Source organism: Rhodoferax mekongensis, assembly GCF_032191775.1.
GTDB classification, from domain to species: Bacteria; Pseudomonadota; Gammaproteobacteria; order Burkholderiales; family Burkholderiaceae_C; genus Allorhodoferax; species Allorhodoferax mekongensis.
Genome location: NZ_CP132507.1, coordinates 1,652,468 through 1,671,996, shown reverse-complemented (window position 1 = coordinate 1,671,996; position 19,529 = coordinate 1,652,468). Strand labels below are relative to the sequence as shown.

Annotated in this window: 18 protein-coding genes and 1 tRNA gene; 5 read left to right on the top strand and 14 right to left on the bottom strand. The window is 62.5% G+C overall.

Annotation, left to right across the window (positions count from 1 at the left end; genetic code table 11):
• The first annotated feature begins 123 nt into the window (after positions 1–123).
• Together RAN89_RS08155 and RAN89_RS08150 are read left to right on the top strand one after the other, a co-directional pair.
• Positions 124–1,869: a GMC oxidoreductase gene (locus RAN89_RS08155; protein WP_313869091.1), complete on the top strand. Its 1,746-nt coding sequence runs from the start codon at positions 124–126 to the stop codon at positions 1,867–1,869.
• A complete protein-coding gene (locus RAN89_RS08150; RefSeq protein WP_313869090.1) occupies positions 1,862–3,607 on the top strand; it encodes an alpha/beta fold hydrolase in 1,746 nt (581 codons plus the stop codon). The genes RAN89_RS08155 and RAN89_RS08150 overlap by 8 nt, the downstream gene beginning before the upstream one ends.
• Before the next feature lie 21 nt (positions 3,608–3,628).
• On the opposite strand, the gene RAN89_RS08145 is transcribed toward RAN89_RS08150, so the two are convergent.
• The 5 genes from RAN89_RS08145 to RAN89_RS08125 form a co-directional block, all read right to left on the bottom strand.
• The gene (locus tag RAN89_RS08145) at positions 3,629–4,612 is read right to left on the bottom strand and encodes a tripartite tricarboxylate transporter substrate binding protein (protein ID WP_313869089.1); all 984 of its coding nucleotides are present in this window, start codon (positions 4,610–4,612) and stop codon (positions 3,629–3,631) included.
• A gap of 126 nt (positions 4,613–4,738) precedes the next feature.
• A tRNA-Ser gene (locus RAN89_RS08140) sits at positions 4,739–4,828 on the bottom strand.
• 62 nt (positions 4,829–4,890) lie between these two features.
• A complete protein-coding gene (serS, locus tag RAN89_RS08135) occupies positions 4,891–6,201 on the bottom strand; it encodes a serine--tRNA ligase (protein WP_313869088.1) in 1,311 nt (436 codons plus the stop codon).
• A gap of 100 nt (positions 6,202–6,301) precedes the next feature.
• Positions 6,302–7,252, bottom strand: coding sequence for a 4-hydroxy-3-methylbut-2-enyl diphosphate reductase (ispH, locus tag RAN89_RS08130; protein ID WP_313869087.1), 951 nt, complete (start codon positions 7,250–7,252; stop codon positions 6,302–6,304).
• Positions 7,249–7,713, bottom strand: coding sequence for an FKBP-type peptidyl-prolyl cis-trans isomerase (locus RAN89_RS08125; RefSeq protein ID WP_087496686.1), 465 nt, complete (start codon positions 7,711–7,713; stop codon positions 7,249–7,251). Before RAN89_RS08125 ends, ispH begins: the two co-directional genes overlap by 4 nt.
• A gap of 102 nt (positions 7,714–7,815) precedes the next feature.
• Between RAN89_RS08125 and radC the strand changes: the two genes are divergently transcribed.
• Positions 7,816–8,535 carry a RadC family protein gene (gene radC / locus RAN89_RS08120; RefSeq protein ID WP_313869086.1) on the top strand — a complete coding sequence of 240 codons (720 nt, stop codon included), beginning with the start codon at positions 7,816–7,818 and terminating at the stop codon, positions 8,533–8,535.
• A 9-nt stretch (positions 8,536–8,544) separates the two neighbouring features.
• Positions 8,545–9,189 carry a Smr/MutS family protein gene (locus RAN89_RS08115; protein WP_087496684.1) on the top strand — a complete coding sequence of 215 codons (645 nt, stop codon included), beginning with the start codon at positions 8,545–8,547 and terminating at the stop codon, positions 9,187–9,189.
• A 12-nt stretch (positions 9,190–9,201) separates the two neighbouring features.
• On the opposite strand, the gene RAN89_RS08110 is transcribed toward RAN89_RS08115, so the two are convergent.
• The 7 genes from RAN89_RS08110 to RAN89_RS08080 form a co-directional block, all read right to left on the bottom strand.
• Positions 9,202–10,287, bottom strand: coding sequence for an XdhC family protein (locus RAN89_RS08110; protein ID WP_313869085.1), 1,086 nt, complete (start codon positions 10,285–10,287; stop codon positions 9,202–9,204).
• Between the two features lie 14 nt (positions 10,288–10,301).
• On the bottom strand, positions 10,302–10,904 hold the full coding sequence (locus RAN89_RS08105) for an SRPBCC family protein (protein ID WP_313869084.1): 603 nt from the start codon (positions 10,902–10,904) through the stop codon (positions 10,302–10,304).
• Between the two features lie 33 nt (positions 10,905–10,937).
• Positions 10,938–12,143, bottom strand: coding sequence for a vWA domain-containing protein (locus RAN89_RS08100; RefSeq protein WP_313869083.1), 1,206 nt, complete (start codon positions 12,141–12,143; stop codon positions 10,938–10,940).
• Between the two features lie 3 nt (positions 12,144–12,146).
• On the bottom strand, positions 12,147–13,055 hold the full coding sequence (locus RAN89_RS08095; protein ID WP_313869362.1) for an AAA family ATPase: 909 nt from the start codon (positions 13,053–13,055) through the stop codon (positions 12,147–12,149).
• A 112-nt stretch (positions 13,056–13,167) separates the two neighbouring features.
• Positions 13,168–13,959, bottom strand: a complete 792-nt coding sequence (locus tag RAN89_RS08090) for an FAD binding domain-containing protein (protein WP_313869082.1) — start codon at positions 13,957–13,959, stop codon at positions 13,168–13,170.
• A gap of 18 nt (positions 13,960–13,977) precedes the next feature.
• Positions 13,978–16,350: a xanthine dehydrogenase family protein molybdopterin-binding subunit gene (locus RAN89_RS08085; RefSeq protein ID WP_313869081.1), complete on the bottom strand. Its 2,373-nt coding sequence runs from the start codon at positions 16,348–16,350 to the stop codon at positions 13,978–13,980.
• 11 nt (positions 16,351–16,361) lie between these two features.
• Positions 16,362–16,832: a (2Fe-2S)-binding protein gene (locus tag RAN89_RS08080; protein WP_087496678.1), complete on the bottom strand. Its 471-nt coding sequence runs from the start codon at positions 16,830–16,832 to the stop codon at positions 16,362–16,364.
• A gap of 185 nt (positions 16,833–17,017) precedes the next feature.
• Here RAN89_RS08080 and RAN89_RS08075 point away from each other — a divergent pair, with 185 nt between their 5' ends.
• Positions 17,018–18,139, top strand: coding sequence for a sigma-54-dependent Fis family transcriptional regulator (locus RAN89_RS08075; protein ID WP_313869080.1), 1,122 nt, complete (start codon positions 17,018–17,020; stop codon positions 18,137–18,139).
• A gap of 24 nt (positions 18,140–18,163) precedes the next feature.
• On the opposite strand, the gene RAN89_RS08070 is transcribed toward RAN89_RS08075, so the two are convergent.
• Positions 18,164–18,934, bottom strand: a complete 771-nt coding sequence (locus RAN89_RS08070; RefSeq protein ID WP_313869079.1) for a dioxygenase family protein — start codon at positions 18,932–18,934, stop codon at positions 18,164–18,166.
• Positions 18,935–19,106: 172 nt separating this feature from the next.
• Complete coding sequence (locus RAN89_RS08065; RefSeq protein ID WP_313869078.1) at positions 19,107–19,508, bottom strand: group II truncated hemoglobin; 402 nt, start codon at positions 19,506–19,508, stop codon at positions 19,107–19,109.
• Between the last annotated feature and the right edge of the window lie 21 nt (positions 19,509–19,529).

Here is a 19,529-nt window from a genome sequence, read left to right as displayed (position 1 = left end):
GAACGACGTGTTTTTCAGACTTCCGGAGTGGCTCGGCCCGGTATTCAAAACCGGCGCCCTGTGCTAACTTACTCCGGCTGCGGTTCCATGTCCACCATCACCGCGGCACTACAGGGGAGATGCATGACACAAAAACGCTTTCTGGAAGCGATTATTGTCGGTAGCGGCTTTGGCGGCGCGGTGATGTGTTGCCGATTAGCCGCACGTTGGCCGGGCGAAGTGATGCTGCTGGAGCGCGGCAAACGCTACCCCAAAGGCAGCTTCGCGCGCAGCCCGCATGACTTTGCCAACAACTTCTGGTCCGAGGCCGAGCCGGGCCAACCCCGCAAGCTCAACGGTTTGTTTGATATCCGCAACTACCACCGCATGGACTCGGTGGTCAGCGCGGGCCTGGGGGGCGGCTCGCTGATTTACGCCAATGTGTTCATGCCGGCCCCGGCCTGGGTGTTCGAGACCCGGTGGCCGGCCCAAGTGAATGCAACAGCACTGGCGCCCTATTACCGCATCAGCCAAAGCGTGCTGGGCGCCCGCCCAGTTCCACCTGCCGCGGGAGACCCCCGGCGCACCATCCAGCGCACCACCTTGTACGCCGACTTTGCCAAGGCCGATGGCGCCACCAGCCAACCTGCGGACATCTGTGTGTTCTTCGGCAAAGGCTATGCCGCTCAAGGCAGCGCACCTTTGCCCATTGGCGAGCAGGAGCGCAACCGCTATGGTGCCAGCCAAACGTCTTGCACCTACTGTGGTGAATGCGATGTGGGCTGCAATGTGCACGCCAAAAACACGCTGGACCTGAACTACCTGTTTGCTGCCGAAAAGCAGCATGGCGCGCGGATAGAAACCAGCGCCGAAGCCACCCGCATTACTCCCCTCAACGAAGCCGGCATTGAGGACACCACGGCCGACGGCAGCCACGGCTACCGCGTGGACTTCCGGGACGATGCCGGCAACGCACGCCACGCCCTGACCCGCCGCGTGGTGGTGTCTGCCGGCACCTTGGGCAGCAACGAGCTGCTGCTGCGCTGCCGCGACGAACTAGGTACCCTGCCCAGGCTGAGTCGCAAGCTGGGCCAGGGCTTTTCCGGGAATGGCGACTTCCTTTCTTTTGTGACCGGGGGTGAGCGAGATGCCGACCCCAACTATGGCCCCGTCATCACCCAGTACATTAACTACGGCCTGCAGCAACCGGTGGATGGCAAGCCCGCTTTCCTGCTGGAAGACGCCGCCTACCCCGCATTTGCCGCCTGGTATGTGGAGGGGATTCGCCCTGCGTTGAGCCCGGGCTACATCTTCACCCGCATCGCCAGAACGCTGCGCCTGGCTTGGCGGTTTGCCGTGCAGTCTCTGGGCTCCGGCAAATGGGGCGGTTCAGTGGTGGCCTACTTCCATGCATTGCTTAAAGGCGATGTGTCGTACCGCAGCAGCGTGCTGCTTTTTATGGGGCGCGACGCAGCCGATGGCGTGTTGAGCCTGCGGGGCGGCAAACTGGCGCTGGACTGGCCACAAAGCACCAGCCGCCCGCTGTACGACGCCATCGTAGCCTGCGGCGAGCGATTCAAGCGATTCACCAAAGCCAAGAGCTACATCCCCCAGCCCACCTGGGCCTGGCCGGTGCGCAACAACGTGACCGTGCACCCGCTGGGTGGCTGCGCCTTGGCCGAAGACCCCGCGCACGGCGTCGTCAGCAGTGTTACCGGCAGTCGCGGGCAAGCCTTCGGCTACCGCGGCCTGTATGTAGCGGATGGTTCCATCCTGCCCACCGGCGTAGGCGCCAACCCCAGCGCCACGATTGCCGCATTGGCGGAATGGATTGCAGAAGACATCACCGGCAACACCCCCGACGACACCCTTGGAGTTCCCCATGCCTGAGCAGCACAGCGCGCCGGTCGGCTTCCGGTTTACCGAAGAGATGAAGGGCTTCATCAGCCCCGGCCAGCACACCTGCCAACAGGGTTACGACGAGGGCAAGGCCCAAGGGCTGGCGCTGATGTTCCACCTGACCATCGCCATGGAGGATCTGGACGCTTTCATTGCTGACCCGGACCACCAAGGCAAAGCCATCGGCTACCTGTACGGCAGTTACATCGGAGGGCAGCGTCCGGTACTGGCGGGCGAGTTCAACCTGTTTGCCAACAGCGGCGACGCCGACCGCAAAACCATGTTGTACCGCCTGCATTTCGAGAACGCGGCCGGTGAGCCACTGACCCTGAGCGGGCGCAAAGACATTCGCAATGACTTCGGTTTCGATGCCTGGTCCGATACCACCACGCTGTATGTGAACATCTATGCGGGCCATGTGCGTGCAGAGGCCGAGGGCGCTGCCACGCTGCTGGCCAGTGGCATTCTGCACATAGCGGTGCACGACTTTCTGCACCAGCTCACCACCTTCCGCGCCGATGCTCCCACCCTTTCCGGCAAGGTGGACGCTATCCAGCGTTTCGGCAGGCTGTTCATGGGCAAGCTCTGGGAGACGCACGGGCTGCCACGCCGCCATGGCCGGGAACCGCGCATACGTACCATCCCCCTGCACAGCCTGGAGGGCGTGAAAGGCGCCGAGGTCAGTACCCACTACGCCAGCACCGGCGATGGTCTGGGCATCAGCCTGCTGCGCTTTAAGCGCGCGCCTTGCAAAGATGTGGTGCTGCTGGTGCCGGGGCTGACCGCATCCAGCGACATGTTCATCATGCCCGAGCACCGCAACCTCACCCAGGTGCTGCTGGACGAGGGCTTTACCGATGTATGGACGCTGGACGGGCGCATCAGCAAGCGCCAGCCCTACAACCACACCCGCCACCGCTTCACCGTGGACGACGTGGCGCTCTATGACAACCCTGCCGCGCTCGAGGTGGTGCGTCGTGCCGTGGGGCCGGAGGCGCGCATCCACATCATCAGCCACTGCCTGGGGGCGCTCTCGGTGGCCATGAGCCTGTTTGGCAAGGCTATTCAGGGTGTGCGCAGCGTCATCGTGAATGGGGTGGCGCTCACGCCCAAGGTGGGCACCTTTGCCAAGGCCAAGCTGGCGGTGGGCCCGTTTCTGGCGGAGTCGGTATTGGGGGTGGACTACCTCAACCCGGAGTGGAATCAGCAGGCCGGCATCTCGCCGGGCAAGCTCTTGGCAAAAGGGGTGTCATTCATGCACCGCGAATGCGATGTGCCCGAGTGCCACATGACCAGCTTCATGTGGGGCTACGGCTACCCGGTACTCTTCCGGCATGAGAACCTGCACGAAATCACCCACCGCCGCACCGGAGATCTGTTTGGCGGCAGCGGGGTGCACTACTACCGCCACATCCGCAAAATGGTGGGCGCCAACAATACCGCAGTGAAATTTGACCCCAAAGACGTGCGCTACCGCCACCTGCCCGACAACTACCTGCAAGACGCCGCCGACATCACCACCCCCATGCTCTTGGTGACGGGCCAGGAGAACGCCCTCTTCCTCGACTCCAATGTGCTTTGTCACGAAAGACTGGAGCTAGTAGCGCCTGGCCGGCACCAGCTCGCCGTGATCCCGGGTTACGGACATGCAGACGTGATCATCGGCAAGAACGCCGCGCAGGATGTATTCCCGCGCTTTGTGGAGTTCTTAAAGCAGAACGCCCACTGAAACGACAGGGGCCCGGACGCTTTATTCGATCTTCAGGTTCTGGCTGCGCACCACATCGCGCCAAGCCTGGTAATCCGCCTCGATGAAGCGGGTCTGCGCAGCGGGGGTGCCGGGCATGGCATCTACCGCATCGAGCTTGAAGCGGGCCTGCACTTCGGGCAGAGCGACAACCTTGTTCAGGGCCGTGTTGAGTTTTTCAATCACCGCCGCCGGAGTTCCTGCAGGTGCAGCCAAAGCAAAGAAGTTCTGCACATCAAAGCCCTTGAAGCCGGCCTCCGTCATGCTGGGCACATCGGGCATGGCGCTGGAACGCTTGGCACTGGTCACAGCCAATGGCTTGACCCGGCCTTCCTTGATCATGGGCAGCAAGGCAGGAATGGTGCCGGTGACCAATTGCAACTGGCCCGAGATCATGTCCATGGTGGCAGGCGCCACGCCTCGATAAGGAATGTGGGTGATGAAAGTACCGGTGCGTGCCTTGAGCAGCTCCAGCACCAGATGGTTCACGCCGCCCGCGCCGGCAGAACCGTAGTTCAGCGCGCCGGGGCGGGCTTTGGCTTTGGCAACCAGGTCCTGCATGGAAGCAATGCCGGTCTGAGGCGTAGTCGCCCAGACCAAGGGGCCGCTGGCGATCATGCCGACCGGCGTAAAGCTCTTGATCGGGTCGTAGCCCGCTGTGGGCAAGGAGGCGGCCACCGTCGTGAACGGGGAGGCCACCAGCAGCAAGGTATAGCCGTCCGCAGGCTGCTGCGCCACATACTGGGTACCGATCGCGCCGGACGCACCGGTGCGGTTTTCCACCACGAAGCTTCCGCCCATCACTTCCCCCAGCTTCTGGGCCATCAGGCGGCCCATGGCGTCAGTGCCCGCACCGGGCGCAAAGGGCACCACAATTTTGACCGGCTTGTCGGGGAAGCCACCTTGCGCGAACGCTTGGACTTGGAAGAGTCCGGCACAAAGCATAGTCACCAGGCTGATACGACGAGAGATCGGTGTGTTATTCATGGCTCGAATCAAGTAAAGCGTGTGGGCAAACCCGCAACTGTGCACGTACAGGATTGCAGGGAAATGACAATGCCAGCTACACATGAAAAAAGCCTGCAACCCATTCAGGCTGCAGGCTTCATCATTTGGCGGAGAAGGTGGGATTCGAACCCACGGTAGGGTCGCCCCTACGCTTGATTTCGAGTCAAGTACATTCGACCACTCTGCCACTTCTCCTGAATTCGCATCGGTCGAAACGAAGCCGCGATTCTAGCAGGCTCCGCCAACCGACCACTGCTTCAGGCCTTGAGCACTTCCACACCGCCCATGTAGGGGCGCAGCACTTCGGGCACGGTGATGCTACCGTCGGCGTTCTGGTGGTTTTCCAGCACGGCCACCAGCGCGCGGCCCACGGCCAAGCCGGAGCCGTTCAGGGTGTGCACCAGTTCGTTCTTACCTTGGGCGTTCTTGAAGCGGGCTTGCAAGCGGCGGGCCTGAAAGGCCTCGCAGTTGGAGACCGAACTGATTTCGCGGTAGGTGTTTTGCGCAGGCAGCCAGACTTCGAGGTCATAAGTCTTGGCTGCGCCAAAGCCCATGTCGCCGGTGCACAGGCTCATCACGCGGTAGGGCAAGCCCAGCTTTTGCAGGATGGCTTCGGCGTGGCGGGTCATGTCTTCGAGGGCTTCGTAGCTCTTCTCGGGGTGCACGATTTGCACCATCTCCACCTTGTCGAACTGGTGCTGGCGAATCAGGCCGCGAATATCGCGCCCGCCACTGCCGGCCTCAGACCGGAAGCACGGGGTGTGGGCAGTCAGCTTGATGGGCAGGTCGCTCTCGGCAGACACCACATCGCGCACAAAGTTGGTCAAAGGCACTTCGCTGGTGGGGATGAGGTAGAGCGCGGTGTTGTCATCGCCGCCGTCCTGGCCGCCTTTTTTGGCAGCGAATAGGTCCTCTTCAAACTTGGGCAACTGGCCAGTACCGCGCAGGCTGTCGCCATTGACGATGTAGGGCGTGTAGCACTCGGTATAGCCGTGTTCGCCGGTCTGGGTGTCTAGCATGAACTGCGCGAGTGCGCGGTGCAGGCGGGCGATCTGGCCCTTCATCACGGTGAAGCGCGAGCCGGTGAGCTTGACGCCCATTTCAAAGTCCAAGCCCAGCGGCTGGCCGAGATCCACATGGTCTTTCACTTCAAAGTCGAAGGTCCTTGGCGTGCCCCAGGTACGGGCTACCACATTGCCGGATTCGTCTGCTCCCAAGGGCACGCTTTCGTGCGGCAGGTTGGGCACCGCCAGCAGCATTTTTTCCATCTCGGCCTGGATGGCGTCCAAACGGGTGGCAGAGGCTTCCAGCTCGGCTTTCAGGGTGCCGACTTCGGCCATGGCGGCGTCAGCTTCTGCGTGTTGGCCCTTGCCTTTGAGCATGCCGATCTGCTTGCTCACGCTGTTGCGCTTGGCCTGCATTTCTTCGGTGCGCATCTGGATGGTTTTGCGCTCGGCTTCCAGCGCCTTGAAAGCGTCCACATTCAGAAAAGCTTGGGGGTTCTTGCGGGTCAGCAGGCGGGCAACCACCGAGTCCAAATCTTTGCGCAGCAGGGTAATGTCTAACATGGTTTCTTGTATTCTTAAGTCAATTCAGGCCCAAATAGGCGTTTGGGGCCCTATTCTATTGCGCGAGCAGCTATGTTTTTCATAGCAACCCGCGCTGTGCTCACGCGTCCAGCTTCAGGCCCTTGGGCAGCGGGAACTTCACGGTTTCTTCAATGCCGTCCATCTTGCGCACCGACACGGCGCCCAGCGCCTTGATGCGGTCGATCACAGCCTTCACCAGTACCTCAGGGGCGCTGGCACCGGCAGTCAGGCCCACCCGGGATCGGCCCTCAAACCACTCGGGCTTGAGTTCGTCAGCATGGTCCACCATGTAGCTCTCGGTGCCCAGTTTTTTGGCCACCTCGCGCAGACGGTTGCTGTTGGAGCTGGTGGGGCTGCCCACCACGATCACGATGTCCACCTGCGGGCTCATCACCTTGACCGCGTCCTGGCGGTTCTGGGTGGCGTAGCAAATATCTTGCATCTTGGGCTTTTTGATCAGCGGGAAGCGGGCGACGACGGCAGCGGTAATGTCTGCCGCATCGTCCACACTCAGCGTGGTCTGCGTCACCACGGCCAGCTTGTCGGTCTGGCTGGGCTGCACCTTGGCCACATCGGCCACGTCTTCCACCAAGTGGATACCACTCTCCAGCTGCCCCATGGTGCCCTCCACCTCAGGGTGGCCCTTGTGGCCGATCATGATGAACTCATAGCCCTCTTTGTGCAGCTTGGCCACTTCCACGTGCACCTTGGTCACCAGCGGGCAGGTGGCGTCAAAAATCTGGAAGCCGCGGCGTGCGGCCTCTTTCTGGATTGCCTGGCTCACGCCGTGGGCCGAGAACACCAGCGTGGCGCCCGGGGGCACGTCGTCCAGCTCTTCGATGAAGATGGCGCCGCGTTCTTTCAGGTCGTTCACCACATAGGTGTTGTGCACGATCTCGTGACGCACGTAGATAGGGCGGCCGAACTTGGCCAATGCCTTTTCCACAATCTCGATGGCGCGGTCTACGCCGGCACAAAAGCCACGTGGCTCGGCCAGCAAAATTTCCTGGGGCATGGCAGGCGTTGTCATAGCACCCCGATCAGCTGCACTTCAAACGTGACCGGCTGACCAGCCAGCGGGTGGTTGAAGTCGAACAACACCGCGCGCTCTGCGCCTTCGCCCCGCAATTGCAGCACCACACCGGCAAACTGCCCTTGGCCATCGGGCGTGGGGAACTGCACCACATCGCCCACGTTGTAGGTCTCCAGCGGGTCGCCCATCTGGGTCAGCACCTTGCGGGCCAGCCACTGCTGCATGTCGGGGTTACGCTCGCCAAAAGCGGCCCCTGCGGGCAACTCAAACGTGGCGCGGGCGCCCTCTTCCATGTCCATCAAACAGGCTTCAACGGCGGGGGAGAGTTCGCCGGTGCCCAGACTCAGGGTGGCGGGCTTGCCGTCGAAGGTGTTGATGATGTCCCCGGCGGGTCCGCCCAGGCGGTAATGCAAGGTGAGAAAGGAACCCGGCTGAACCCGGGGAAGCGTGCTGGTCATAAAAGTCCCGATAAACTGCCCTCTATTGTAGAAAGCCAGGCCTGATGACCCCATCCGGCACTGGTTTGGCCCTGAATTCACACTTGCACAGCCTCTGCTGCCATGCCCCTCAAAGACCTCCCTCTGGAAGCCCAACCGCGCGAGAAGTTGCTTGCGCGCGGCGCCGGAGCGCTGAGCGATGCGGAGTTGCTGGCCATTTTGTTGCGAACCGGCATTGCGGGCAAAGGGGTGTTGCAGATGGCTGAAGAGCTGTTGCAACTCAAAAATGATAGCGCTTCACGCAGAGCTGACGGGCGCCAGGGCGGGTTTGGAGGCATAGCCGGCTTGCTGCATGCCACTGCCGACGACCTCAAGCGCGTCAAAGGGCTGGGGCCTGCCAAGCGGGCCGAGATTGTGGCGGTGCTCGAACTCGCGCGCCGCGCCATGGCCCAGCGTCTGCAAGAGCGCGAGGTGTTTGCCGACCCGCAGGCCGTCAAGCACTATCTGCAGCTGCACCTGGCCGCCAAGGGGCATGAGGTGTTTGCGGTGCTGTTTCTCGACAGCCAGAACAAGTTACTGGCCATGGAAGAGCTGTTTCGCGGCACGCTCACGCAAACCAGTGTGTACCCGCGCGAGGTCGTTATCCGCGCGCTGCACCACGGTGCGGCCGCCGTCGTGCTGGCCCACAACCACCCCAGCGGCAGTGTGCAGCCCAGCCGTGCCGACGAGGCGCTGACCCAAACACTCAAAGCCGCGCTCGCACTGGTGGACGTGCGGGTGCTGGACCACATCATCGTAGGCCCCGGCCAGGCACTGTCCATGGCCGAGACCGGACTCATTTAAAGGGCCATCATGAAGATCAACGCCCTTTCCGACCTGAAGCTGGTCAAAAAAGAAATCGAAGCCCAAGCCGCACGCGAAGCTGCGCTGGCCGCCCACAAGGCGCTGGAGGCCAAACGCAAAGCCGCCGCCAGCAACCTGTTTCAGGCGGCCATCGGCAAAGTGAAACCGCTGGAGCCGCCACAACGCGCCAAGCTGACGCCGGAGCCCCCCAAGCCCATTCCAAAGCAGCAAATGCTGGATGACGCGGCGGCGCTGCAAGAAGCGCTGAGTGACGAGGTCGACGTGACCACCCTTCTCGACACCGACGAGCACTTGAGCTTTCGCCGCCCCGGCGTGGGCACCGATGTGACGCAAAAGCTGCGCAAAGGCAAGTGGAGCATCCAGAAACAGATCGACCTGCACGGATACCGAAGTGACGAAGCGCGTGAAGCACTCAGCGCATTCATCCGCGACGCACACCGCAACGGCATACGTTGCGTGCGCGTGGTGCACGGCAAGGGCTTGGGCTCACCCGGCAAGGCTCCGGTGCTCAAGGAAAAAGTGCACAAGTGGCTGGTGCAAAAAAGCGAAGTGGTGGCCTTTGTGCAGGCGCAGCCCGCACAGGGCGGTGCGGGCGCGCTGGTGGTGCTGTTGCAGCCCCAGAACCGCGCTTGAACTGACGGTCGCTCAGTCCCCCGCGCGGGGCATACCGCACACCAAAGCGCCTCTGTCGTTGTGCGCCAAGGCCAGCCCGTCTTTGGCGACGGAGACTTCCATGTCGCGTGGCAGCTTGACGCCGTTCTTGACCGCCAGAATCTCGGCCATCACGCTCACGGCAATCTCGGGTGGCGTTTTGCTTCCGATGTAAATGCCAATCGGGCCGCGCAGACGGGCCAAAGTTTCGGGCGTCTGGTCCAGATGCTCGACCATGCGTTGGTGGCGCGCCTGGTTGTTGCGGCGGGAGCCGATGGCGCCAATGTAAAAGGCTTCTGACTTCAAGGCTTCCAACAGCGCCAAATCGTCCAGCTTGGGGTCGTGCGTCAACGCAATGACGCAGCTGCGCCGATCGGGTTGGAAGGCGGTGACCACGTCATCGGGCATGTCACTCACCACGGTGACACCGGGCACCGCCCATGCGCCGCGGTACTCCTCACGCGGGTCGCACACCGTCACAGCAAATCCATTGAACAAGGCCATGGTGGCGACGTATTCACTGAGCTGGCCCGCGCCGATCATGAGCATGCGGTATTCAGGCCCGAAAGTGTTAACCAGCTCCGTCGCGCTGACGCTCAGATCCGCCGGCTCGGTGCTGGCCTGCAAGCTTGCCGCCCCATCGTCCAGGCACACACTGCGGCGCACCAGTTGTCCGCGGGCCAACTGCTCCACCAATGCCTGCAAAGAGGCTGCATCGGGGTCGAACTCCAGCAGCAGCTCCAGAGTGCCGCCACACGGCAGGCCGAAGCGGTGTGCCTCGTCCGCCGTGATGCCGTACTTGACGAACTGCGGCGGACCACTCGGAATTTGCTGCGCATGCGCGGCCTCGCTGGAGGCTGGCGCCGTATAGGCGCGGGTGAAGCGGTAAATCAGGTCGTCTTCAATGCAGCCACCCGACACTGAGCCCACCACCGCACCGTCTTCGCACATTGCCATGATGGAGCCCACCGGCCTCGGCGAGGAGCCCCAGGTGCGCACCACCGTGGCCAGCAGCGCATGGCGCCCGGCACGCCGCCAGTCCAGCAGGGTGCGCAGCACCACCACATCGAGGTTTTCCATGCCCGGCTACCCGCTCAACGGAACAAGGCAATGGCCGCAATCACCACCACAGCAGCGCCCAAGGCCCACACCCAAGTGGGCATGCCGCTTGAGGCTTCAGCGCTGGCAGCCTCGGTGGGCGCTCCACCACCGGCCAGGGAATCGGCCACCGCCTGCGCAGCGTAAGCGCCGGGGTGTTGTTTCTGCATTTCGTCGTCAAAACGCTTGAAGAAATCTTCGGCCATGGATTTGGCCACGCCGTCGATCAGGCGCTGCCCCATCTGGGCGATCTTGCCGCCCACCGAGGCTTGCACGTTGTAGCTGAGCTCACAGCCGCGGTCATTGGGCGTGAGCTGCACTTTGGCATTCCCCTTGCCGAAACCGGCCGGGCCACCCTGCCCTTCAAAGCTGATGGTGTAGCTGTTCGGAGGCGCGATGTCCGACAGAGTGATCTTGCCGGTGAACTTGGCAGCGACCGGCCCGATTTTGAGTGCCATGCCGATGCTGAACTGGTTCTCACCGCTGGCTTCGACCTTGTCGCAGCCGGGGATGCAGGTCTTGAGCACCGCAGGGTCGTTGAGCGCGTCCCACGCTTGTTGCTGGGTGATGGCGAGTTGGCGGCTGCCTTGCATGTCCATGATGGTCTTCCTTCTTCAAAGTGGTGATTCGGGTCAGCGCCGCAGAATGCCGGCCACGCTGGCGGCCAGGTCTTCCAGCTTGCTGAGGTTGTGCACGGCCAGCATGCCGTGCGCGTAGCGGTTCAAGACGGCGGCCCCTTGTGCCAAGGGCGCATAACCGTCAAAGCGCAACAAGGGGTTGAGCCAGAGCAGGCGGCCAGTGCGGCGGCGCAGTTGGTCGAGCTCGTGGGCGAGGGCTTCAGGTTCGCCGGTATCCAGCCCGTCGGTGATGATGAGCACCAGCGTGCGGCGCCCCACCAGCTTGCGCTGGTGCAGGGCATTCAGTGTGGCCAGGCAGTTGCCCAGCTGGGTGCCACCGGCAAAGTCTTCAATATGGGCGCTCGCCTGGGCTAGCATGGCGTCGGTGTCTGCCTGCGCGAACGCGGCGTTCAGGTCGGTGAGCCGGTTGCCAAAGGCAAATACATGGCGTTGCAAGCGCACCGCACCGCCCAAGGCTTGGCGACTGGTGGCAGCGTGCAAAAAGGCCAACAGCAGTCGCGCATAACGCTCCATCGAGCCGGAAACATCCACCAATATCAGCAAAGGCACCGGCTGCTGCACCCGCTGCATGCGTGGCAGGTGCATGGGCTCGCCACCGGTGCGCACTGCGGCTTGCAACACGCCCGTCCAGCGCAGCTGGCGGCCGTGGGCGCCGGGTTTGTGCCTGCGGCTGGCAAAGGTGGGCAGAGGCAGACGGATATCGCGTGCCAGGCGCTCCACCAACCGGTATTCGCTGGCGCCCAGGGCATTGAAATCCGCATGCTTGAGGCGCTGCAGCTGGCTGGCCGTCATGGCGGCGTCAAAGTCCACCTTGTCGTCTTCCGGCTTGGGCTGTGCTGGCTTGCCGAAGGCGTGCTGGGGCGAGAGTGCTTCGCGCACGCGGGGGCGGCGCTTGCTGGGTTCCGCCTTGCCCTCGGCGCTGGGCAGGAGCTGCGACAGTAGCTTGTGCGCCATGTTGGGGTTGCGAAAAAACGCTTCAAACAACTCGCGGTAGACCACTCTGTCCTGCTCGCGGCTGATGAGCACGGCTTCCAGTGCGGCGCTCAGGTCTTCGCGGTGCTCCAGCCCCACGGTGAGGGCTGCCTCGGTAGCCAGGGCGATGCGGGCTGGGTCTACACGCACACCGGCACGGCGCAGCGTGCGACCGAACGCTGCGAGGTTGTCGCTGAACTTGCCAAGGCGCGCGTCACCGAGTTGCATGCTTCAACCCTCGTCCCCTTCTACAGGTGCGAGCAGCTGGTTGACCAACTGGTGGTTGAGCGCAGATACATCATCGCGCTGCTTGAAAAGAATGCCCGCGGTGTCGGTCAGCAGTTCGGGGTCCAGCACCAGAGTGTCCAGAGCCAGCAGGGCCTTGGCCCACTCCACGCTTTCGGCGATGCCGGGTGCGCGCTGAAAACTGCTCACAAAGGGTTGGCTGCGCAGCCGGCTCACCACGTCTGCCACCTGCGCAGTCAGTGCGTCAGATGCCTCGGGCACTTGTGCGCGGATGATGTCGAGCTCGCGCTCCCTCGCGGGGTAGTCCAGCCAGTGGTACAGACAGCGGCGCTTGACCGCATCGTTGAGTTCGCGCGTGCGGTTGCTGGTAAGGATGGTGACCGGCGTTACTTGTGCCTTGACCGTGCCCATCTCGGGAATGCTGACCTGGTATTCGCCCAGGTATTCCAGCAAGAAGGCTTCAAAGGGTTCGTCAGCGCGGTCCACCTCGTCTATCAAGAGCACCGCGCCCGGCGCCGGGGCCTGCAAGGCTTGCAGCAGGGGGCGGCGGATCAGGTAGCGGTCTTGGTAGACCTCGCGCTCCATGGCTGAGACGCTGATATCGGGGGCCAGTTCTGCCGCACGCATGTGCAGCAGCTGGGCGGCGTAGTTCCATTCGTACAGGGCTTCGCGTTGCTCCAGGCCGTCGTAACACTGCAGACGGATCAAGGCCCGCTGCAAGGCGGTTGCCAAGGCCTTGGCCAACTCGGTTTTGCCCACACCGGGCTCGCCCTCAAGCAACAAGGGGCGCTGCAGCTTGAGCGCCAGAAATACGGCTGTCGCCAGGCGCCGGTCCGCGAAGTAGCCGCAGGATTGCAAGGCGGTGATCAGGGCGTCGACCGTTGGAAACACCATCATGGACACTTTCTTGCTATGGTTTCAGGAGCTTCTCGCGCATATTCCATGAGCGCTGGAGTTAAAAAAGCCCCGCATCCACAAGAATGCGGGGCTTGTGCACTACGGGGCCTCAGCCCAGAAGCTTGGCCACCGCGCGCTGGGTTTGCACGCTGATCAGGTTGGCCCGGTAGGCGGCGGTTGCGTGAATGTCGGCATTGAGCTCGCTCGCGTCGATCTTCACGGCAGCCGCAGAGGCCACGGTAAAGCTCTGGTTGAGCGCGGCCTCCAGCCCTGCGTGGCGGAACACGCACTGGCCGGCACCGGTCACCGCAACCCGCACACCGCTATCGGTTTGCGCCACATACACGCCCACCAATGCAAAGCGCGAGGCCGGCTGGTTGAACTTCATGTACACGCTGCGTTTGGGGATGGGAAAACTGATCGCGGTGATCAGCTCGCCTTCGTCCAGCGCAGTAGTGAACATGCCGACAAAGAAGTCGTCTGCCGCAATCTTGCGCTTGTTGGTGTGGATGGTGGCACCCAGCGCCAGCACAGCGCTGGGGTAGCAGGCTGCAGGGTCGCTATTGGCCACGGAGCCGCCCAAGGTGCCCATGGCCCGGACCTGCTTGTCGCCGATGTGGGCAGCCAGGTCTGCCAAGCCGGGAATGGCGGCCTTGACCTCGGCGCTGTTGGCCACATCGAGGTGGCGGGTCATGGCACCGATGACGATGGCATTGCCCTCGCGCTTGATGCCGACCAGCTCCTTGATGCCGGACAAGTCGGCCACAGCGCCGGGTTGCGACAAGCGCAGCTTCATGGAAGCCAACATGGTTTGCCCGCCGGCCAGCACCTTGGTGCCGCCAGCGGCCAATGCAGCCGCTTCCTGCACGGTGGAGGGACGCTCTAGAGTGAATGCGTACATGGTCTGGTTCTCCTGTGCTTAAGCCTTGGCCGACTGAATGGCTTCCCACACGCGGTGCGGGGAGGCGGGCATGTCAAAGTCCTTGACGCCCACTTCGCGCAGTGCATCGAGCACCGCGTTGATAACCGCCGGCGGCGAGCCGATGGCGCCAGCCTCGCCGCAGCCCTTGGTGCCCAAGGGGTTGTGGGTGCAAGGCGTGCAGATGTTGTCGATCTTGAACTCTGGGAAATCGTCTGCCCGGGGCATGGTGTAGTCCATGAAGGAGCCGGTCAGCAGCTGGCCGGTTTCCTTGTCGTACACACAGTTTTCCAGCAGCGCCTGGCCGATGCCCTGCACCAGACCACCGTGTACCTGGCCCTCCACAATCATCGGGTTGATGATGGTGCCGAAGTCATCGACTGCCGTGAACTTGTCCACGCGGGTCTTGCCGGTCATGGGATCGATTTCGACCTCGCAGATATAAGTGCCGCTGGGGAAGGTGAAGTTGGTAGGGTCGTAGAACGCGGTTTCGTTCAGGCCCGGCTCCAGCTTGTCCAGCGGGTAGTTGTGGGGCACATAGGCAGTAAGCGCCACCTGGCCGAAGGTCACCTTTTTGTCGGTGCCCTTGACGGTGAACTCGCCATTGGCGAACTCCACATCGGCATCGCTGGCTTCCATCAAGTGGGCTGCAATTTTCTTAGCCTTGGTCTCGATCTTGTCCAGCGCCTTCATGATGGCCGCGCCACCCACCGAGATGGAGCGAGAGCCATAGGTACCCATGCCGAACGGCACGCGCCCGGTGTCACCGTGCACGATATCCACCGCGTCTACGGCAATACCCAGGCGTGCTGCCACCACCTGCGCAAAGGTGGTTTCGTGCCCCTGCCCGTGGCTGTGGGAGCCGGTAAACACGGTCACGCTGCCGGTGGGGTGCACACGCACTTCGCCGCACTCAAACAAGCCGGCACGGGCGCCCAAGGCTCCTGCGATATTGCTGGGTGCGAGGCCGCAGGCTTCGATGTAGCTGGAGTAGCCGATGCCGCGCAGCATGCCCTTGGCCTTGCTGGCTGCCTTGCGGGCCTCAAAACCGGCGGTGTCGCCCAGCGCCTGCGCCTTGGTCATGCAACCCAGATAGTCACCCGCGTCGTACTGCAGGGCCACCGGGGTCTGGTACGGCCAGCTGTTGATGAAATTGCGCTTGCGGATCTCTTCCTGCGACAGGCCCAACTCCCAGCCGCAGCGGGTCACCAGGCGCTCCAGCAGGTAGGTCGCTTCGGGGCGGCCAGCGCCGCGATAAGCGTCGACCGGGGCGGTGTTGGTGAACCAGGCGTCCACTTCCACATGGATGAGCGGGCAGGTGTACTGGCCGGCCAGCAACGTGGCATAGAGGATGGTGGGCACCGCGGTCGAGAAGGTCGACAAATAAGCGCCCAGGTTGGCATCGGTGTGCACCCGCATGGCGAGGAACTTGCCATCCTTGTCCATCGCCATTTCGGCGTGGCTTACGTGGTCACGGCCATGCGCATCGGTCAGGAAAGATTCGCTGCGCTCGCAAGTCCACTTGATGCTGCGGTTAATTTGCTTGGAGGCCCAGGTCAAGGCAACGTCTTCGGCATACAGGTAGATCTTGGAGCCGAAGCCGCCCCCCACATCGGGCGCAATCACGCGCACCTTGTGCTCGGGAAGACCCAGCACAAAGGCCGTCATCAGCAGGCGCTCGACGTGCGGGTTCTGGTTGGCCACATGCAAGACATATTCTTCAGTGGCGCGGTTGTAGCTGCCGATGGCCGCACGCGGCTCCATGGCATTGGGCACCAGGCGGTTGTTGGTCAGGTCCAGCTTGGTGATGTGGGCTGCAGTGGCAAAGGCGGCATCCACAGCTGCTTTGTCGCCCAGGCCCCATTTGTAGCAATGGTTGTTGGGCGCCTGCTCGTGCAGTTGCGGGCCGGTAGCGGCATCGCGCACGTCCACCACGGCGGGCAGCGGGTCGTAATCCACCACCACGGCTTCGGCAGCATTTTTGGCTTGCTCCAGAGTCTCGGCAATCACCATGGCCACCTGGTCGCCCACGTGGCGGGCTTTGCCCAGTGCCAGTACCGGGTGGGGTGGCTCGTTCATGGGCTTGCCATTCACATCCGTAATCAGCCAGCCGCAGGGCAGCCCACCCATCTTGCCTTCGAGGTCCTTGCCGATAAACACTTCCACCACGCCGGGCATGGCTTTGGCGGCCGCCAAGTCGATGCTGTTGATGTTGGCATGGGCATGCGGGCTGCGCACAAAAACCGCATAGGTCTGGCGCTCCATGGTGATGTCGTCGGTGTACTGGCCGGCACCGGTCAGGAAGCGGTAGTCCTCCTTGCGGCGGACGGACTCACCAATATGCGGAAGCTTGGAAAAATCTGATGCACCCATGGTGAGACTCCTTAAGTGTTGGCCATGGCAGCTTGACCCTGCTGCACGGCTTTGACGATGTTCTGGTAGCCGGTGCAGCGGCAGATGTTGCCTTCCAGCAGTTCGCGGATTTCGCCAGCCGATGCCTTGGGGTGGTGGGTGCACAGGTCGACAGCACTCATCACCATGCCGGTGGTGCAGTAGCCGCATTGCAGGCCATGGCACTCTTTGAAGGCGGCTTGCATGGGGTGCAGGGTGCCGTCGGGCTTGGCCAGCCCTTCGATGGTGGTGATGTCGGAGCCATTGGCCTGCGCTGCCAGCACATTGCAGGACTTGATGCTGCGCCCGTCCTTGATCACCGTGCAGGCACCGCACTGCGCGGTGTCACAGCCCACGTGGGTGCCGGTGAGGTGAAGGTGCTCGCGCAGCACCTGAACAAGCAATGTATGGGGGGGTACGTCCACCGTGGTGGGCTTGCCATTAACCTTGAGCTGAACCTGCATGGAATATGTCTCCGTTATGGTTGGTAAGGGGTAGCGCAGCAAATTATTGAAGCCGGCCCTGCCCCTGCCCCTAGGTAAAACCCTCGAACCCTTGCCAGCGGTGTCTGAAATTCTCAAAATGAAACACTTGCCAGGCCAAGCCCACTCCGGGCGACCGCAAGCCCCGGACCGGATGGCACCACCCCATGTTGCAAACCCTGATCGACGTTGCAGAGCAGCGCCTGCGCCATATCAGCACGGCCCGCCAAGCCATGCTGCTGGAGGGTCGTGCCCTGCCCGCGCCCTTGTCGTCACCATGGATCGAACGCAGCTGGCGGCGCTGCCTGGACGATGGACTGCGCCCCCAGGAACGCCTGAGTTTTGACATGGTGCCCAGGGCGGCGCTGCAGCGCATAGAAGAAGCCAACCAATCGCTGCTGAGTGCAGCGCGCCCTCTGCTCGGGCGCTTGGGGCAGGCCATTGCCGATACCCGCTACTTCGCCATCCTGACCAATGCAGACGGCGTGGTGGTGGATGTGAGCGGCAACATAGACCGCAGCGACCGCCGCGCTGATGTGATTGCCCGCGTGGGGGTGGACTTGTCGGAACGGCGGGTGGGCACTACAGCCATAGGCGCCGCCCTGAGCGAGATGCGCCCGGTGTGGCTGCACCGCGGCGAACATTTTTTTGATGACAACGCGGCCTACAGTTGCGCGGGGGCACCGCTGTTCGGGCCGGATGGCGCCTGCATCGGCATGCTGGATCTCACTGGCATTGACGCCATGGAGCGCCCCGAGCTGCGGCACCTGGTGGCACGCACCGCCAGCAAGATTGAAAACGCCCTGGTGCTGGCCAAGCCCCACTGCCTGCTGCTGCGCCTGAACTGGCCCGGCAACAGCCTGGGCGGCGATGGCGACGGCATGTTGTGTCTGGATGGTGACGGTTGGGTGACGGCCGCCAACACCACCGCCAGCACCATGCTGGCCGGGCTACAGCGCAGCCATGGCGAGACGGTGCATGCCAACGATTTGTTCGGCCTGCCCTACCAGGCCTTGTTTGATGCGGCAAAACGCCAGGAGCCGCTACCCGATGTACCCCTGTGGAGCGGCTTGCACATCCAGGTGCTGGCGATTCACAGCGCCAACGAGGCACTGGCCGTGCCTGCAACCGGCCGGCCTGCTGGCGCATCCGCAGTGCCACTGAAAGACATGGAAACCGCCCTGATCCGCAGAACCGTGGAGCAGTGCAGGGGCAATGTGTCGGAGGCGGCCAAGACACTGGGCATCAGCCGCGCCACCGTCTACCGCAAACTGGGCCGCCAGGTCTGAATTTCCAAGGTTACAACCACCGAGTCAGGCGGCAATACCCACTTGCAAGTTGGCTGTGTATCCTGCGCCGGCGCTGCCACTTAGGGTTGCCAACTGCAGTACGCCGCTGTCATTTCCGAACACATTGTCTGATGCAAGACTGATAGCAGCAAAGTTGCTAACGCTGGCGGAGTAACCCGTCGTGGCGTAGACAGCGTTGCAGGCAGCACTGGGCAGAGCCAATTGCGAAGTTTTCACTTGGTCACTCGCAGGAGTGCTCGTGGCAGCGGTGAGGCTGCTGTAAACCTCAAAGTGAATGTGCGGCCAACGCCCCGAGTAGCAAGCTGGAAATATGGTGGTAAATGTCACCTCTCCGTTTGCATCGGTAACCTGCACGCCGCGCAAGTAATTCTCAGACGTGACTCCCGACGAATACATGGAGTAGTTGCCATCCCGATCGCAATGCCAAAGGTAAACCGCATACCCGGCCAGATTGGCGCAGCTCGCATTGGTATTGACCAACTTAAGCGTCACCGTCAGGCCCACACCAGGAGCCGTGGTGGTGGTGCCTCCAAAGCTGCTGCGAATGTCAGAGCGCACAACACCGGATTGAATCAGCACATTGGCAATCGTGCCGCCAGAGCTGTTGGAACCGTCCCCCGGATAGGGGCCCGCTGTCTCTGTGGGAATCACCGAACATCCGGATGTGGAGGTACTGCCAGTTGTCGAGACTGCATTGCTGGCTCCCCCTTCACCCCCACCACCACAGGCCACCAGGCCCGTGGCTGCTGCAGCGGCAGCACAAAGCCAGTTCAATGTGTCGCGACGGCTACTAACCGACTGCAATATATGTGGAAGATCGTGACCAAGACGAGTGCCAAAAGGGGGATGTAAGCGAAGTCTTTTTGTCATGCTCCCGACACTACTAGAGCGCGTGCACGCCTCTTTGAACCGCAAGTAAAGTTCAAGTAAATGACCCGGCTCCTCCTTATTGACCTACGTTACGCATCCAGTCAGCGGTCTGGAAGAACGAGGTTTTCAGCCGCTCGCGCAGCACCGGGTCTATGCCCGTGTCACCCATGGACTGGTCCATGCAGGCCAGCCACTGATCGCGCTCCAGAATGCCGATCTTGAACGGCATGTGCCGCGCCCGCAGCCTTGGGTGGCCGAAGCGCTCCACAAAGTAATCGGGCCCGCCCATCCAGCCGCACAGAAACCAGAACAGGTGGTCGCGCGCCTTGTCCAGCGAGCTGCCGTGGGCCGCGCGCAAGGCGGCGTATCCGGGCTCCAGATCCATCAGGTCGTAAAAGCGGTCCACCATGCTGCGGATCACGGGTTCGCCCCCTATCCATTCAAACGGGGTTTTGGCGTTGGGTTCTTGAATCTGCATGTTCTGTAACAAAAAGTACCG